This is a genomic window from Candidatus Cloacimonas sp. (assembly GCA_039680785.1).
GTDB lineage: Bacteria > Cloacimonadota > Cloacimonadia > Cloacimonadales > Cloacimonadaceae > Cloacimonas.
This window is the reverse complement of sequence record JBDKSF010000116.1, coordinates 1-18765: the sequence shown is the minus strand read 5'-3', so window position 1 is coordinate 18765 and position 18765 is coordinate 1. Positions and strand designations below refer to the sequence as shown.

The window sequence follows — 18765 nt, the reverse complement described above, 5'->3', positions numbered from 1 at the left end:
CTAAGGAGAGTGATGGAATATGCTGACCTTAAAAAAGCAAACTACATTACCATATTTACCGAACATTATTATGTCTATCTTTACCAGACAATCCACTTTGCCGTATTTAAATAGTATAAATAGACCTTTCTTAACAAATCCAAGCAGATTTATGTATCTCTTTCTACAGAACATAAATATACCTTTTTTAACCTTGTATTTGATGATTATCAATCACAAGAAAAAACTCTATGGGAGGATATCGTGAAAAAGACATTTCTATTGTTTATCATAGTTCTCTGCTCCATAGCACTCTTTGCCCAAAACGAGGATTGGCTCTGGGCAAAGCAAGCCGGTGGAACAGATTATGATGAGGGCAAGAGCATTGCTGTTGATGTAAATGGAAACAGCTATGTTACCGGTTATTTTGCACAAAGTGCTACTTTCGGAGCTAATATCTTGACCAGTATTGGGGAAGTGGACATCTTTGTTGCCAAGTTGGATAGAAACGGTAATTGGCTCTGGGCAAAGCAAGCCGTAGGATCAGGTGTTGTTCATGGCTATGGCATTGCTGTTGATGCCAATGGAAACAGCTATGTTACAGGTGGTTTTTCTGGTAGTGCGACCTTCGGTACTACTACCTTAACCAGCAGTAGCTGGGGCGATATTTTTGTTGCCAAGCTGGATAGTAACGGTAACTGGCTCTGGGCAAAACAAGCCGTAGGATCAGGTTTTGTTCATGGCTATGGCATTGCTGCTGATGCCAATGGAAACAGTTATGTTATAGGTAGTTTTTATGGTAGTGTTTCATTTGGTAATATCCCTCTATTGAGCAATGTAGAGAATATATTTGTTGCTAAACTTAATAGTAATGGTAACTGGCTCTGGGTAAAACAAGCTGGTGGAACAATTGATGTTTTAGGTGGTAGTATTGCTGTTGATGCTAACGGAAACAGCTATGTTACAGGTCGTTTTTCTGGTAATGTTTCATTTGGCACTATCCCTCTGATTAGCAATGTAGAGAATATGTTTGTTGCTAAACTTAATAGTAGTGGTAACTGGCTCTGGGCAAAGCAAGCTGGATGTTCAGATTGTGATATATGTTATGGCAATGACATTGCTGTTGATGCCAATGGAAACAGCTATGTTACAGGTTTTTTTGTAGGAAATGCTAATTTCGGAACTACAACATTGACCAGCAGTGGAAATTATGACATCTTTGTTGCTAAATTGAACAGCAACGGTAACTGGCTCTGGGCAAAGCAAGCCGGAGGGACAGATATTGATTTTGGCAATAGCATTGCCGTTAATGCTAATGGAAATAGCTATGTAACCGGTAATTTTTCTAGTAGGTATGCTACCTTTGGCACTACTACCTTAAATGGTGATATGTATGGTCGTAGTTACATATTTGTTGCTAAGATTGATAACAATGGTAACTGGTTCTGGGCAAAGCAAGCCGGGGGAACAGGTTTAGATTATGTCAAGAGTATTGCTATTGATACTAACGGAAATAGCTATGTTACAGGTTGGTTTTATGATAATGCTACCTTCGGAGCTACTACCTTAACCGGTAGTGGGGATTATGATATCTTTGTGGCTAAATTAGGAGAAGGAAATAGTATAAGTTTACCTGATATTATATCCTTTAACGGCATCCATTCTATCTATCCTAATCCGTTTAATCCCCTTACGACTATTGACTATGAAATAAGTATGCCCGCAGATGTGAAAATTGAGGTCTATAATAATCGGGGTCAATTAGTGCGCAGTTTTGCCTTGGGATATAAAGAGCAGGGAAGTTATAAATTAACTTGGGAAGGAGAGGATAATAATGGCTGCCTCTGCAGTACCGGTATTTATTACATTAGAATGCAGGCAGGAAAAGAGATTTACACCAAGAAAGCAGTGCTATTGAAATAAAAAAGGGTAGCCGGAGGACGCTGCTCCTGTTTTTCTCTCACAGATTGCACTGATTGCACAGATTAAAAAAGATAATAGGTCTGGGATGAACAGGATTTAAAGGATTTTTTATAATTAGCCACCGAAGTCACCGAAAGAATAACTTTGAACTAAGAACTTCTGCACTTTGAACATGGATATTCTCTCACAGATTACACTGATTTCACAGATTAAAAAAGATAATAGGTCTGAGAGGAACAGGATTATAGGATTTAATGGATTTCTAATTTAAAGTTCCGTTAAGGACGACAGGTACTAACGACGGGTTTTAACCCGGCGCAATAAAGAACAAATAATTTAGTCCCAGCGGGACGACAGAAAATTAATTATTGCCGGAAGTTGCTCAAGTTGGCATTTACCACTCCTAAAGAAAATTTGCCAGCTGGAAGAACATACCAGCCGGCAAAGTCAGATAAAAGTATAAATCAGTTAACTGCTATAATGCGATAGAACTGTCTCGGATTAGTAATTTCGGTCGTTTCCCAAAATAGTCCGGTGATATTATCCGCTGCCAAAACCCAGTCCTGTGGAAAACTGGCATACGGCAAAGCCGATTTATAGACATTGTAATGCGTAGCGCCAGACACCTGTTGCCAGGAAATTCTAATTGTAGTGCTACTGATTTGGGTAATCACCGGTTCGGACATAACAAGTGCATTTAGAACGAAATTCCAAACGGGGAAGGTTATATTGTTCAAGTTGCCCGCTCTGGTCCAATTCTCTGGATTATTTATAGCAGTTCTTATTTCAGCAATAGAACCTGTTGTAGCGCCATTATAGACACCATCATCCACTTCTGTGGCAAAACCCAAAGCATTTACTCCCAAAGTTAAAGTAGAGGGAAGGTAAGAATTATTGTTATTGACAGTACCTTCGGTCAGCCAACCCGTGGAAGAAATTGCAGATATGAAAGAAGGCGTCTCAAGGGTTCCCTGGAAGGCAATAATCTGATCGCCATCATTGGAAAGACCTTCTACGCCGGGACTATGGATACCTTCAGTGGTAAAGGTCTGCCCTTCAACCAGATGAATAACTTCTCCTGTAGCATAAGAGCGTCCTACTCCTCTCCATTCATAAAGTGCTTCATTTGCCAGAAAAGCGGTTCCATTATATGCTTTATCGGTAAAGTAAATCTTGGTATTTTCCTGAATATCTTTCAACAGCACGAAACTGAATCGGTCAGGTGAATCGGTAGCATATTCTACAAAAGCCAAATCTCCCGGTAGCAAAACAGAACCAACTGGTCCTGTAGAAGTGATAAATTGAACAGAAGGTGCATTGGCATCAACTTTGTAATTGATGGTTTCGCCGCTATTAGTATAGGGAAAGATTTTGAAATAATAGGTCTGATTTTCTTTTAGTCCATAAAAAAGCTGCGTCTGAACGCTATAACTGACATTTTTACTAAGCTCCGCATCGTTTTCAGGAATGCCATCCACAGGGTCTGCAATATCTGCTAAACTTACTTCACTACCCTTAATTAAATAGCTGTTTGGAAGAGATGTTCCGGTAGAATCTATCCAGTTCAGATATGTCTGATAGTAAGTAACACCAGCAGTAGTAAAGGCAACGGGATAATTTGTCGGTTCTGGGAAGATAGTGGAGCCGCTTACTTCAATTTCCTGAGGAATAATTCCACCCCCGCTATGGCTAATATTGCCGGTATAACTTCCACTGACGCTTGGCTGAAAAATAACCTGAATAGTTCTATTGAAACCGCCATTTAAGGCATATAACTCTATAGAAGAAACAAAAGAACCACTATCGGAAAACCGCAGAAAAAAATACTGAGGAGCAGTTATAGTTATACTTCCGCTTACATTGGAAGCAACTAACTGATAGGTCTGAACTTCAGAAGAAGTTCCCGGCAAGGCATAAAAAGGTTGTAAATTTGCAGTGATTTCAACATAAGGAGCACTTGAAATTCCTTCTACAATTATATCATCAAAACGCCATTTCCCTCCATCATAAGTGCTACTGGGATTGGAAGGCATATAAAGAGTGTTTTCTGTATCGCCAAAAGCGGAAACAAGCTTAAAAGCCAGATTGGGATTGTTATTTATCTCCGTTATAGAACTGGCATTAAAAGAATTGGGAAACCAGCTGTCACCGCTGGTAGCATTGTATATGTCTGCCTGAATCCATACAGGTTCTGACACTGTTCTATCCAAAGTGTAAAAAAGCACAGCTTTATTTGCGGATTTATTGCTGTGCCGAAGCGCCCAACTAATAGATATATTTCTAAAATTGGCGGTGGAAACATTTATAACTATTCCTGCTGTCATATTATTCGTCCCCTGAGCAGGATAACTTGTTGTGCTCCAAGCTAATCCACCATTATAACCAGTATTAAAACCGTCATCGGTTACCCCTCCGACTATTGAAACGCTTCCACTGCCGGTAGATGGACTAAGAGTATTTTCAAATGTCCAAGCAGAAATAACAGTAGCATTTAGTGCAGCACCCATCAATATGAATGCTATAAACAAGAACTTTTTCATTTTTGCTCCTTATTGGATGATGCAGATCTTTTTGCTGAATTGTTTGCCGGCAAATTGAGTTCGGATTAAGTATATACCGCTGCTAATGCGGTTGCCGTTTTTATCGCGTAAATCCCATTGATTTTTACCGTCTGAAGCCATTACATTCTCGGTAACTAACTGCCCTTTAAGATTATACACTTTCACCCGGTATTTATCTTTGGCACCTTTAAGATTGATATTTAGCGCATCTCTAACCGGATTGGGCCATACTTCAAAACGCATAACAACCGGAGTAATAGAATCATCACTGTTGCCAGTAGGGTAATTTTGCGTTCCTGGCGTAACAGGATTCTCAAAATCAGTTCCAAACTTAACCCAATTTTCACTGCCATCGGGATATCTTCCATAAGATATATCACTGGCTAACGCTAAATCCTCTGTCCAAGCAATATGATCTATCAAAGTTAACATATCGGGCGCTATTAAATAAACCGCATCCGCAGTAGCGCTTAATTTAGTATTGATATGCAAAGAACCTTGGTCAAGGTCTTCATCAAACCAGATTATTTTATAGCCACTGGCAGGTATAATCGTTTCGGTAAATCCCGTAGGAATCTGAGTTAAAGAAGTTCCGGTGTCAGGATAATGATCATCTGTAAAATAATAGCCCGCTAAATCAACTTCAAAATTATTAGGATTATAAATTTCTACCCAATCCTCATATTCACTGTTTTCATCCATAACAGTTGCAGTATTGGAAGGCATTAATTCATTGATATACAAAATGGGAGCAGAATAACCAATTACAATTGTATATACTGGCGATTGAGTGACTCCTGAAACATTATCTGTTGCCTGAATCCTGTATTTGATGATAGAACCCAAAGCAAAAGGCCCGATTTGAGCTGTGTAGCTGTTTTCGGTTAAACTCATTGCAACGGTGTTCAAAGTCCAGTCCGAAATGCCATACAATAATTGCACGCTATTTATGCTCCCATCGCTGTCACTAACACTGGCAGATATGGTTATGATGCTGTTTTCATCTGTGACAAGTGGGTTATAAGCAATATTTTCAATAACGGGAAGCGTATTCACAGTTCCTTGATTGGAAGCGCCAGGAGTGCAAGGATTGGTTTGCCCCGTTCCAAATAAAACCCAATTATCGGTTCCATCTGGTAATCTGCCAATTGATCTGTCATCAACATTTAAATCGGTTGTTTCAGTCCAAATATAGCTATCTACGAGAGTGACACCATCGCTATCAATTAAATAAACAGCATCTGCCCCACCCCCTAATTTATCATTTATATGTAAAGGACCCTGATCAAGTTCTTCATCATACCACACAATTTTATAACTATGCGCCGGGATAGTTGTAACATCAGGATTAGTTGTCGGAATTTGAGTCCAGGCACTTATCCCGTTGCTGTAATGACTATCAGTCATATACATTCCACCTAAATCTACAGCATAATTATTGGGATTATAAATTTCCACCCAATCGTCAAAATCGCCATTGGGATCTGCAAAAGAGGCATTTTTGGCCATAATTTCATTGATGAATAACTCTCCCGTGAAACTGGAAACAGCAATGGTAAAATATTCATGTTCCGCTCTGGCAGGAAAGAACATACCCTGCGAAGAATTTTCTGCCCAGAAGTAATAATTTATGTCACCATAAGAAATGGGAACGCTTATTCCATAAACGCCATCATTGGCTGAGCCATCGGAATGAGCTCCATCATCAAACATTTGGTAATAAGTAAATTTGCTTGCTATGTTTTGTCTGATGCCCAGCTGAGCATAAGTAGCATTGGCAAAAGTAGCTGTAAATTGAAGAGTGGAACCCGGTTCGGGATTTTCAGGACTGTAACTTTGAGCAGCCATTGTCGGAATAGTTCCCGCAAAATTAGTATTACTTAAAAGATAAGTAGCGCGGGCATTCATCAATTGGGTAATGCCAGGAACGGTTTGTCCCCCTCCGGGACCTCCAGAACCACCTCCAACCTGACTATTTAGGTTTGCTTGAAAATTGGCATAGGTATAAAAATAATTGGTATCGTTTTGCACGGAAGGTCCGCAAACACTTTGCAATTCTGCCGCCCGAGTTGCATACCAGCCATTGGAAAAATTCTCCTCTATCATTGTTCGCATATGAGCAATATACATCTTTTTGTAATGAGAATTATTTAGAACATTCTTCAATAGTAAAAAAGTGCTACTGGTGGAATTGCGCAAAGGATCCAAATTTTGCATCCCCGAAACGGAACCACCCTGAAATCCACCAAAGGACATATTCAAATCCCATAACAGAGGGTTAATTCTATTATCTGCATCCCCAAAGAGATAAAAATTATGAAAGACATTGATGGGTGCGTCCAGATTTACCAACAGATTGTCAAAGGCACACATCCATAAGTTTTGATCCACATTCATCACCTGGTCTATATTGGCATAATTGTTTTGGAGCGTATTGGTAAAATTGATCAAAGTGTTCCATCCATAATCAGATTCCAAACCATAGTATTGCATATACGCAGTAGAATCAGCACCCAAATAACCCCAAACAGTCACAGTTCCCATCGTATTTGTATCACACTTAAACCGTGGTTTGCCTGAAGTATGAAAATGTTCAGCCATAAAATTGCTATCCACATCTTCCACGGAAGTATAAACACCAATGAGGACATTATTCACCCAAACATTGGCATAATTGGCTTTACAAGCAGGCATATATTTACGGGCAATTTCATAAGAAAGTGTCTCCCGCACAAGAGAAGGATCGGAAAAACCATTGGCAAGCTTAATAGTTCCATATTTTCCGTCTATCAGCTGATCCTCAATTATATGATCCACCTTAATATTGAAAGGATTTTTGTTGCGATTTGCACTGTAAGAACTGTTACCTTTATAACGAACTCCTACACTGTCATAAGTTACTCCATTAATAATTGCTGTGCCAATCAATCTATCTTCACCCGCCGCATACAGCTGATCAAGAATCTGATCCCAATTGGATTGTGTAAAAAATAATTGAATTGTATTCACGGTTCCCATATCGTAAAAATCTGTTTGAGCTTGCATACTAAAAACAAAGCTAAGCATTAAACAGAGAACAAGATATGCTTTTTTCATATTCACCTCATCTAAAAAAAATACAGGGACTGCTTTCCACAATCCCTGTATTTGATACTCCCAGGATTTAAAAATCCTGCATATTTTCTTAATTTAATCTTTTAGATAGCTCAGCACTTGGTTTGCCTTATTGATAAAACTTTTCAGTTCTTTGCCAGTAAAGGGTTTTTGCTCCAAAAGCGATAAATCGTGAATATAGGAGCAGAGTGTTTTAGCTTCTTCATTTTTCCCTTGCATACTGAGATTAAGAATCTTTTTTATCACTTCATTATCTCGGTTTACTACCAAAGTATGGTATTTAAGCATATCGGAAGAAGCATTTTGATGAGACAGCATATCCATATCATGCCATCTACGCATATATTCACTGAAGACAATCATTGAAGGTATATCTGCACTTTTTAAGCTCTTCACTTCCACTTTAATTTCGGTGAAAGCATTGTCCAGAAGAGCTTTCATTGCTTCCGAGCCCAATTCTTTTCGCACATTTTCGGGCAGTTCATAGGGCTTGATAATGGTTTGTTCATCATTCTGAATAAGATAGGGGCTTAAGATAGTGGCAGCATTTGGATACTTTTTTAAGAAATCCGCATAGCTCTCTTTGCTGAAATTGGCTTCCACTTTTTGATCCAAGGCATCGTAAAATAGCTCTTTCAATTTATCTTCCGAATCACCTTCTACGCCTTCCTTATTCACTATAAGGTCATTCACTTCGCTATCAATTCGCATAAATTCTATATTACCCAGTTTATTTTCCAGCTGTTGATAGAGATGAGTATCCAAAGGACTGTTTTGGAAAATAACCTCTATTCCTTGTTCCTTCATTAAATTCAAATAGCTTACCTGAGTATCTTCACTGGCTGCATACCAGATTTTGGTTTTTTCCCCTTCACTTTTATTGCGAGCTTTGTATTCTTCAAGGGTAACATAATCGCCGCTGGCAGTTTTGAAAATAATGATATCTTTCATTGCCTCAAAGAAATCATCCTCTTTCAGCAAGCCAAATTTGATAAAGGCATTGATATCTTCCCAATAACTTTCATACTTTTTACGGTCTTCCTTAAATGTGTTATTGAAGTGGTCAGATACTTTCTTAACGATATATTGGCTGATTTTTTTCACCTGTGCGTCATTTTGTAAAAAGCTGCGTGATACATTCAAAGGTATATCAGGAATGTCAATGCCGCCTTTCAAAAGTAGTAAAAATTCCGGAATGAGGTCTTCCAAATTATCAGCTACGAACACATTATTACAATAGAGTTTCACTTCGCCTTTGAAAAAATCCGGCTCGTTACGCAGTTTGGGAAAATAAAGAATACCCTTTAAATTGAAAGGAAAATCCACATTCAGATGAATCCAAAAAACAGGATCCATATAATCGTGAAACACATTCTTGTAAAATTCTATATATTCTTCATCTTTCACTTCGCCCGGTTTGCGGTTCCATAATGCCTCTTTTTGGTTAACTTGCTTATCCTCAAACATTATTGGACAGGGCATAAAATTGCAATAACGCTCCAGAATCTCTCTTATCTTTCCCGCATCGGCATATTCCCCATTTTCTTCATTCAAATAGATTGTAACGGTAGTCCCTATTTCTTTTCGTTTGCCTTTACTCATTGAAAATTCAGTACTTCCATCGCATTCCCAAAAGGCCGGTTCACTTCCTTCCAAATAAGATAGAGAATCAATCGTCACTTTGTCCGAAACCATAAACGCCGAATAAAATCCCAAACCAAAATGACCAATCATATTGTTCTGGACATCCTTATATTTGTTAATGAAATCCTCGGCTCCGGAAAAAGCTATCTGATTGATGTATTTTTTTATTTCATCCGCCGTCATCCCAATGCCGTTATCAATTACTTGAATTGTCTTTTTACCTTTATCCAGCTTCACTTCCACCTTCATATCCTCTTCCTTGAAATTGGAATCGGCATATTTGCGTTTGGAAATGGCATCCACCGAATTGGATATTAGCTCTCTTAAAAATATATCGTGCTGCGAATATAGCCATTTCTTAATTATCGGAAAGATGTTCTCAGTATGGATACTTAAGCTGCCTGTTTCTTTTGTTTTCTTGTCTGCCATTTATTGTATCTCCTTATATGGTTTAATTCAATTTCTGATGATATAATAATCAGCTTAGAGATTTTGTCAAGTATTTTTAGCAGTCAATGCCACGGACTGCTAAAAATAAATTGTGGTTTTTGCCAATATCTGGCTTATTTTATTTATGAAATTCTACTTGACTAATTTATGCAATGTTGCGTTTAGGTAATTATGAAATTTTAAAATTTTGCTAATATGGGAGTATAGATGAAAAGAATTTTAATGTTTATGCTTATTCTGTTGCTGGTATTGCCTTTGGCAGCAGTAATTCATGAAACCGCTTCCTTAAAACATTTCCTTTATGGCACCGAGCCCAATTGTGCTTATGACAATTGGATTTCGCATTTAGCCGAAGGAGTGGCTATTCAGGGATACAATACTTATGCACCTTATGATAAACAGACCAATGGTTTTGGAGATTTTATAGTTCCTACGACTGATCAACTGAATACTTGGGGATCTATCGTAGATTTATTTTTAGACGGCTTGCTGGATGAAGCCCAAACAGCCATTGAAAGTGCCGGATATCCTTATCAGGTAGTTATTTTCGATGATACGGACACTAATATCACCTATAGGATTTTACGCGAAATTCCGGATAGCAGTTATGTTGATAATAACGGCACATTAGATAGCTATGATGATGAAATTGGTGCCTTTTGTTACGGGTGGGGACTTTATATATACAATCCTTCCGGAGCCAGACCTATTATAGTTACCGCTCCCCATCCTTGTGATGATTTTCCCTCTCCGTCTTTTGCTTTGGAGGCCTTCCAAATCTGGGACGGTCAATTTTTACTGATTAATGGTGCAGGCAGAGAAGTTAAATGGACCAATGTAGGAACTTATACCAATTCTAAATCCATTTCTGATCCAACCCGTTTGACCAATCATCCTTTTAATATCTGTTATAAGAAATTTGCGGATAAGATTAGGGCTGAGTTCAATCACCGGGAATTTTCACCTCAAATTCACACTTACGATTGGAATTATCACGCCGGCTATCCCAATGTCCAAATTTCTGCAGGGAACAATCGTATGTGTCCCAATCTTCCAATAAGAGACCTTTCCAGCCGCAAACTGGATATGATTAACAAGGGCCATCATATAATGATTCCGGCAAATACTGTGGGCTTTCACAGCGATGTTTATCTGAATGATTTTTACGGAGTGAATTATTCTACCTATCCCTTTGTTTTCGATGACGGTGAACATTCTTACGCCGTAAATGATTACATAGATTTACCTGCCTATTCCCAAAACTATCAAATGATTTACACTCTTACTGGTTGGACTGATTATGATGTGTTTGAGCCCTTTCTACATGTAGAAATGGACGAATTGCCTAATTCTTATGATTTAACCGAAAATACTTATAAATGGTTTTATGGCTGGGATGAATCTACCCAACACTGGAATTTTGACCATTTATTTGATAATTTCCGTCTCTACTATTTGCGTTGGGTTTACGATTTAAACAGTGTTTTAGATGAAACATTCCAGCTGAATGATCAGCTCGTTCCGCCTTCTCCAACTGGCTTTGCCATTTACAATCAGTCCTTGAATTCCATCACTTTGAAATGGGATAAGGTTGATTGTTACGATTTTGACACCTATGAAATTTTGTATGCCACTGATCCAATTGGGACAGATAATTATCAAATTTTTAATCGCAACAATAATCCCGTTCTGGCTTCTCCTTCTTGTTCAAGTGTAACGGTTACGGGTCTGAACAATACTTCCAGCTATTTCTTCAAAATTCGTGCCAAGGATAAAAACGGCAATGAATCGGTATTATCCAATCAAATAACTACAATTCCCGCTCCTGCCAATATAGTGTCCTTCACAGTTTACGGTTTGGATAACGCAGTTCGTTTATATTGGGGCGTTGGAGGTCAAAGTAATAACCAGGGCTTCAAGATTTATCGTAAAACTCCCGAGCAGACAACATATACGATGATAGATTCATATCTTACCAATTCCGCTCTTACTAATCCCACTGCCAGCAGTTTCACCTATTGGGATTATAATGTATCAAATGGTCAGAATTGGGATTATATGCTCAGTTGCACAAATACCAATAACCAAGAATTTTTCTATAATTATCCTGCCTCCGCCGCAGTTAGAGCCATTCATTCTTTATATTTAAGAAATAATACTTCCACTTTAGTTGACACTCTCAATTTTGCTCAGAATCCTTTTGCGTCCGATGCTCAAGATACATATTACGATATTACCAAAAGTAATCCTTCCGGCAGCAATTATCTCTGGGGTGGTTTTTGGGAAGCGTATTGGGGAAATAGTGGAACATCTCTATCCAGAGAAGTGAAAGGAAATTATGATACATCCTTGGATATAAAAAGCTGGACTATCAGAATCAGGACAACCGAGCTTAATACTCCTCTGTTTTTAAGTGCTTCCGCTAATTTTAACCGCTCCGAAAAATTATACATATATGATTCTTACAATGGAACTTGGCACGATTTATTCAGCAGTCCGTATCAATTTACTTCTCCCAATACTAATATCAGAACAATGACTTTGTATTGGGGAAATCTGCAACCCAAAATAACTCCTACGAACCAAACCAACCGTTTGTACCAGGGAGGAAATAATGTCACTTTCCAATGGTCTTCGCAAAATTCCTTCCTCATAGATCATTTTAACTTGTATATTAAAAATGATACGGATAGTTTATTCCTTACTTCCAACCTTCCCTCATCGCAAACCAGCTGGACATATTCTATTCCCCAAACGCTGAATATGCAGAAGGCGCGTTTTTACATTGATTGTTATGCTACAGATGGTTTGATGACCACTTATGCCTCCTCCTATATTTTTGCTTTCGTCCCCAGAATGGTTTTGCATTATAATGAATCAGGATGGCAGACGCGCTCGCAGATTTGGCCAAATTTAACTCCTACCATCACCAGTGTATTTGGAGAGGGATCAACGGCTTTAGCTCAAGGAGAGAACGATACCTGGCAAGAAAGTACCGATTTCTTGTTTAGTATAGCGTATTGGGTAAATGCGGCAGACATTAATTTTTATAGTTCCACTGCGGATATTTGCCCCACCGAAATAAATTCCTACCCCCTTGAACCCGGCTGGAATTTCGTTTCCAATCCCCATTATTGCAGCTATCCAGTTCAGAATTTGCGTTTTCTGGTTGGCTCCACTCTCTTTCGATACAGCGAAATGATTGCTCAGAATCTAATTTCCAGAGCCGTATTTGTGTATCGAAACGGCAAATTTCAAGCGGTAGATACAATACTGCCCTATGAATCCTTTTATATTAAGTATTATAGCGATCAGTTGCTTAATACCAACATTAGTTTCTACCCCTATTTTTCAGCTCCGGATATTACTCCTCCTGACAATTACTGGCAGTTCAATGTTTCTGTTTCTTGCCCTGCGAGCGATGCAGATGAATTTATTTTGGGAACGAATCCCGTTGCCACTGATGGCTACGACTTTTATGTAGATTTACCGGCGGCTCCCGTTAAACCATTTCCTTCCGTGTGTGCATATTTAAGCCGAGAAACCCCTGAAGATGCCAGTTTTAAAGATAAAAAACTCAGCTGCGAATTTCGTGAAGCATTATCTTCCACCGTGAATCAGGAAAAAGTATGGCATTTTAAAGTTATTTGCCCTACAACGGATCCTCTCGACTTTGCACTTTCCGATTTGCATCTTCCCGCTAATTACACTATTAGAATCGTTCTTGGAGAACAGTCCTACACCTATGGAAATCTCACAAACTTTACTTTTATCCCTCCTGCTCCGGGAACCTATGAGGGCTTGATCAGAGTAACCAATTATCCTGTCAGCAATGATGATCCAATTCAAAAACCGATCTCCCAAATGGCAATTTACCCCAATCCTTTCAATCCTGTTACCACTATTTCCTTCCAGACAGCCAAAACTCAGGAAGTATCCGTAACTCTCTATAATCTGAAAGGACAAAAGATTCGCACTTTGCATAAGGGTATTTTGAGCACTGGCGAACATAAACTAATTTGGGATGGAAAGGATAATTCCGGCAGAACAGTTAGCAGTGGTGTCTATTTTGCCCGCATAGAAACGGGAAAACAATGCTTAACTCGCAAACTTTTGTTGTTGAAGTGAGGATAATGCCCAATACCCATAATTTAGCATAGGAGCTTATTAACAGATTCACTAAGGTAGCTTGTCTGACCCATCTGGAAAAGAAAGATCCTACCTAAGAGAAGCAGAGCCCTTATGTCCGAAGAGAGAATAAATAGTATATCTGATCATATACTATGAATCAGTGATTTACTATCACATTATTCTCTTGGGCGTTATCAATGTATCCGGCTTTGTCAGAAGAGGTCTTGCGCTTTGTTTTTCTTTTTACCGATGCTTATTTCTTTGGAGAGGAGGTTGGCAAAGCAACAGTATATCGATAATTTTGCTCATTTTGTCCCAAGCAAAAACACAGATGTAAAGCAAATTGTCATTCAGAAGGGTAAGAACAATATTCTTGTTTTTAGCTACTATACTCCCTTGTAGTAACCAAGAAGATTATCTAACGACTCTGTAACACTTCCCTAACACTTCCGTAGTCCCGTTACTGGATCGTTACTGATTTGCTTCTTTAGTATCCCTTCGGGAAGTAGGCAATTAACCGCAGAAGTAAAGTCCGATTGTTTTAACTATGTCACAAAGTTCGACATCAATACATATAAGGATAATGCGTGGAATATCGACAACTTATACTTCCCTGTTTTAAAAAAGGGGAAATCTAAAAATAAAGAAAAAAGATATTGACAGAAGAATTGAAATTTATAATAAAGGACTTATTGAAAAATACAGCATAAAAAATTATGTGTTACATTAAGAATAAATACTTTTATAAGGTTATTCTTAAGAAGGAGTTATTATGGATGAATTAGAAGAACCTCAGAACACAGAAGAAGTGGTTAAGAATGGGAAAAAAAATAAACTCTATGTTGGATGTCTAATATCTCTTATAATTATTATGAGAAAGGAATTATAGTTAAAGATTGGGAAACTGGAGAGACAATTAGTACAAATTTTGAAAGGAAATCTCTTAAATACGGTGAATATTCTGGTGATAGTATCACTTATATTGAAAAAGTAAAAAACAATACACAACAACGGGCTAAACGCTTATATGACAAATACGGATGGGATAAGCAAGAATGTATAAATATAGCAAAAGGTTACATCTTTATGGGTATGACTAAAGAACAACTAATTACAGCTTGGGGTAGACCAAAAGATATTAATAGAACAGTAACAATGTATTCAACTCATGAACAATGGGTTTATGGTGATTTTGGACCTTATGTATATTTGGAAGACGGTGTTGTAACATCTTGGCAGGATTAGAATAATTATAAAAGGATATAAATATGAAAAAGATTATCTTTATATTAATAACTCTAATCAGTTATTTACATTGTTTGGCTTTCCCCGTTAATGAGCCTGTAATAGATGAGTTAACTTATATAAATAATTACAATTTATTGTTAATCAATAATAGAGTTATAAACGACGGTAAAATTGTATGTGCTGATTCCAATAATGTTTATATAGAAATTGAAGATGAAATGATGTTATCAATTCCCAAAAGCCAAATTATAAAAATTACTCCTGACTTACCCTTTAATTCATTTATTTATTATGATTACTTATATGGTTATTGTAATTGGAATGAAGAAAATATTAGAATATTTAATTTAAAACCATCTTGTAAATACATTATACGAGCATATATAAACGATATTGATTGCTGCGGTGGGGTTACAATAAGTATAGAATTATTGAATTTATCTAAAAATAGATTAAAATATGCTCTATATAATGTAAAATACTACAATGCAGTAAATGATTTAATATATAATGAAATAGGCGACTATTCATATATGCATTTAACTATATGCCATTCTTATGGATACCCCACTTTTTAGCAACTACATTTATTGCAATACGCCTAATTCTATATTATTAATAGAAAACAAATAGACATAATATAATACATTATTATTATGATTTATTCACTCCAAGTATGTTTGAGAACTTTTCAATATACCGTTTATAGGTATACAACCCTCCAGTAAGGAAGCAAAAGAAAAATTAACCGTAGGTGGTTAATTTAACGGAATGATAGTAAAAACCTTATCCGATACATCATAAATATCTCTATCGGCAGTATTACAAACTTTTATCAGACAATTTTTAGATGGATTATTGGGCACCAACCAATCATATTTCCCGATTGCAGCATTTATAGGGCTGGTCTGAACAGGTAGCCAGTTTTTACCTCCATCTATACTATAATCAATTACCACAGTAGAAACTTCTGCTGTAATTGACCAAAGTATAGCATATATGCTATTCACTGTTAAATATTCATTACCATTAGGGGCAATTACAATAATATAAGGACGGATGGTAAAGGGATTATCACTTACATCCCAAATTGTATTATCATCAGCATCAGAAATCCTTATTAAGTATTGACTGGAATTAATATCGGGTAAATACCAGCTAAAGCTACCAGAATAATAATCAGCAAAAATATCATTGGCTATGGTTATCCAGGAATTACCTTTATCCGAACTGTATTCCAATTTTAGATTACTGATATAATTTTCTGACCAGCTAATATTCTTTCTACTTTTAGTTCCCCATATTTCCCCACCATTGGGACTGAGCAATTGTAACTTACAAATGCTAAATGCCTGATCACTCCAATCATAAATAGCGGGCTGGGCAGAATCTGATACTTTTAAATAGCAGGTAGAAGCACTTATATTGGGAACAGTCCATTCATAAGTTCCCAAATTGGCAGGAAGAGCAGAGGCAATACTATTCCAGGTAACACCAGCATCACAGGAATAAGCTAAATTTACCATATTGATTCCTGATACTGTCCAATTGATAGTATAGTTCCTTCCTGCTTGCAGCTTAGAATAATTAGGCACCGTTAACGATAAAGAATAAGGTACGGAACTGCTAATAGTGAATGTCTCATCCGAAATATCAAAACAATTACTGTTATCTGCATTTATTATTTTAATTAGGCATTGATTGGAGTTTACATAAGGCACTGTGAAAGAAAAATTGCCTAAGGTCGCCTCAACCGGACTGGAATTCATAATTATCCAATTTACCCCATTATCAAATGATAACTGGATATTTATATAATTGCCTATATTGGATATATTGGAATTCCAATATACGGTCATTGTGCTTCCTGTCCTCCATTGTTCTCCTCCATTTGGAACTAAGACCTGATAAACAGGTAAACCAATTTTGGAGATAAAAATATCTGAACCATCACTACTTTTTAATTCAGTAGTACCAAAGGTAGGACTATTCCCAAAATTTCCTGTAATATAGCTGTTTCCATTAGCATCAACAGCAATGCTACAGACTTTTCCCTCAGCTTGCTTTGCCCAGAGCCAGTTGCCGTTACTGTCAATCTTGGCAACAAAAATGCCGCCATAGCCACTGCTAGTTAAGGTAATAGTGCCGAATGTAATATTACTACTATCAAAACTACCTGTAACATAGCTGTTTCCTTTAACATCGACAACAATGCTATAGCCATAATCTTTACTTGTTCCGCCAGCTTGCTTTGCCCATAGCCAGTTACCATTTCTATCCAGCTTAGCAACAAAGATATCCGGTGCCCAGCCATTGCTGGTTAAGTTAGTAGTTCCGATGATAGCACTTCCTTCAAAATTTCCTGTAACATAGCTGTTTCCTTTAGCATCAACAGCAATGCACTTGACCTCTTTATCATTTTCTCCCCCGACTTTCTTAGCCCAGAGCCAGTTACCTTTACTATCCAGCTTAGCAATAAAGATGTCAAAAAAAAACATACTACTACTGGTTAAAATAGTATTGCCGAAGGTAGCACTTCTACCACCAAAATAACCGGTTACATAGCTGTTTCCGTTGGCATCAACAGCAATTCCATTACCTTCATCAGTACCTGTTCCCCCGGCTTTCTTTGCCCAGAGCCAGTTACCACTACTATCCAGCTTAGCAACAAAAATATCATCCCCTCCACTGCTCGTTAAGGTAGCAGTACCAAATGTTGCTATTCCATTAAAATAACCTGTAATATAGCTGTTTCCGTTGGAATCAACAGCAATGCTCTTGCCCAAATCATTACTTGTTCCACCGACTTTCTTTGCCCAGAGCCAGTTACCATTGCTATCCAGCTTGGCAACAAAGATGTCACCCAAATCACTGCTGGTTTAGATAGTATTGCCATAGGTAGCACTACTACCATCAAAAGTCCCAGTAACATAGCTATTTCCGTTGGCATCAACAGCAATGCTATTGCCCAAATCAGACAATGTTCCCCCGGCTTGCCTTGCCCAGAGCCAGTTACCGTTACTATCCATCTTAGCAACAAAGATGTCATCATACCCACTGCCGGTTAAGGTAGTAGAACCAAAGGTAGCACTACTACCATAAAAAGTCCCAGTAACATAGCTGTTTCCATTGGCATCAACAGCAATGCTATTTCCATAATCATCACTTTTTCCTCCGGCTTTCTTTGCCCAGAGCCATTCCTCTTTTTGGGCAAATAGCATTATGGAGCAGAGAACTAAGATAAATAGTAGAAATGTCTTTTTCACGGTATCCTCCTGTATATTTTTATATTTCTATTTGGTTTTAGAAAAACAAAGGAATAAATAATGTCTATTTTTGCACGGTAAATATAGTTCAATGTAGCTTTGTTTGTTAAGATACACATTTCCGTTTCAACTCCTTTATTTCCTTTTTCATATTTTCTTTTAAAATTTTTCTTGAAAACCTGTCAATCTTTTTTTGGTGTGGTCGTAGGTGTGTAGCCGGAGCTCGCCGTAGCTCCGCATCCTGTATAGTCGTACCTCGCTGTAGCGCCTCTTTTCGTTGCAGCTTGAATTTCAGAAAGGGGAAAAAGTGTGATAGTTTGTTGACTAGTATAGCGTCCATTATTTAATGTTGCATCAATAAGATATTTGGTTATCTTTTCTATATATCAGATTTAAAGAGGAGAAAACCATGGAACAAAGACGAAAGAGACCTGCATTAGTGATAGACA

At 37.7% G+C, this 18765-nt stretch carries 9 protein-coding genes; 4 read left to right on the top strand and 5 right to left on the bottom strand.

What is annotated here, in order from left to right:
- The first annotated feature begins 243 nt into the window (after positions 1–243).
- Positions 244–1902 (top strand): SBBP repeat-containing protein, encoded by a 1659-nt coding sequence (locus ABFC98_08315; protein ID MEN6446026.1) that lies wholly within the window; start codon positions 244–246, stop codon positions 1900–1902.
- Positions 1903–2366: 464 nt separating this feature from the next.
- Here the strand turns inward: ABFC98_08315 and ABFC98_08310 are convergent, their stop codons facing one another.
- The 3 genes from ABFC98_08310 to htpG all read right to left on the bottom strand — a co-directional run bounded on the left by ABFC98_08310 (position 2367) and on the right by htpG (position 9650).
- Positions 2367–4442 (bottom strand): hypothetical protein, encoded by a 2076-nt coding sequence (locus ABFC98_08310; GenBank protein ID MEN6446025.1) that lies wholly within the window; start codon positions 4440–4442, stop codon positions 2367–2369.
- Between the two features lie 9 nt (positions 4443–4451).
- Positions 4452–7559, bottom strand: a complete 3108-nt coding sequence (locus ABFC98_08305) for a CotH kinase family protein (protein MEN6446024.1) — start codon at positions 7557–7559, stop codon at positions 4452–4454.
- A gap of 93 nt (positions 7560–7652) precedes the next feature.
- Entirely contained in the window at positions 7653–9650 is a 1998-nt protein-coding gene (htpG, locus tag ABFC98_08300) for a molecular chaperone HtpG (protein ID MEN6446023.1), read from the bottom strand.
- 228 nt (positions 9651–9878) lie between these two features.
- Here htpG and ABFC98_08295 point away from each other — a divergent pair, with 228 nt between their 5' ends.
- The 3 genes from ABFC98_08295 to ABFC98_08285 all read left to right on the top strand — a co-directional run bounded on the left by ABFC98_08295 (position 9879) and on the right by ABFC98_08285 (position 15628).
- Positions 9879–13799 carry a T9SS type A sorting domain-containing protein gene (locus tag ABFC98_08295; GenBank protein ID MEN6446022.1) on the top strand — a complete coding sequence of 1307 codons (3921 nt, stop codon included), beginning with the start codon at positions 9879–9881 and terminating at the stop codon, positions 13797–13799.
- Between the two features lie 849 nt (positions 13800–14648).
- Positions 14649–15047 carry a hypothetical protein gene (locus ABFC98_08290; protein MEN6446021.1) on the top strand — a complete coding sequence of 133 codons (399 nt, stop codon included), beginning with the start codon at positions 14649–14651 and terminating at the stop codon, positions 15045–15047.
- Between the two features lie 23 nt (positions 15048–15070).
- Complete coding sequence (locus ABFC98_08285) at positions 15071–15628, top strand: hypothetical protein (GenBank protein MEN6446020.1); 558 nt, start codon at positions 15071–15073, stop codon at positions 15626–15628.
- A gap of 180 nt (positions 15629–15808) precedes the next feature.
- Here the strand turns inward: ABFC98_08285 and ABFC98_08280 are convergent, their stop codons facing one another.
- Both ABFC98_08280 and ABFC98_08275 read right to left on the bottom strand, forming a co-directional pair.
- A complete protein-coding gene (locus ABFC98_08280) occupies positions 15809–17917 on the bottom strand; it encodes an SBBP repeat-containing protein (GenBank protein MEN6446019.1) in 2109 nt (702 codons plus the stop codon).
- 12 nt (positions 17918–17929) lie between these two features.
- Entirely contained in the window at positions 17930–18316 is a 387-nt protein-coding gene (locus ABFC98_08275; protein ID MEN6446018.1) for an SBBP repeat-containing protein, read from the bottom strand.
- Between the last annotated feature and the right edge of the window lie 449 nt (positions 18317–18765).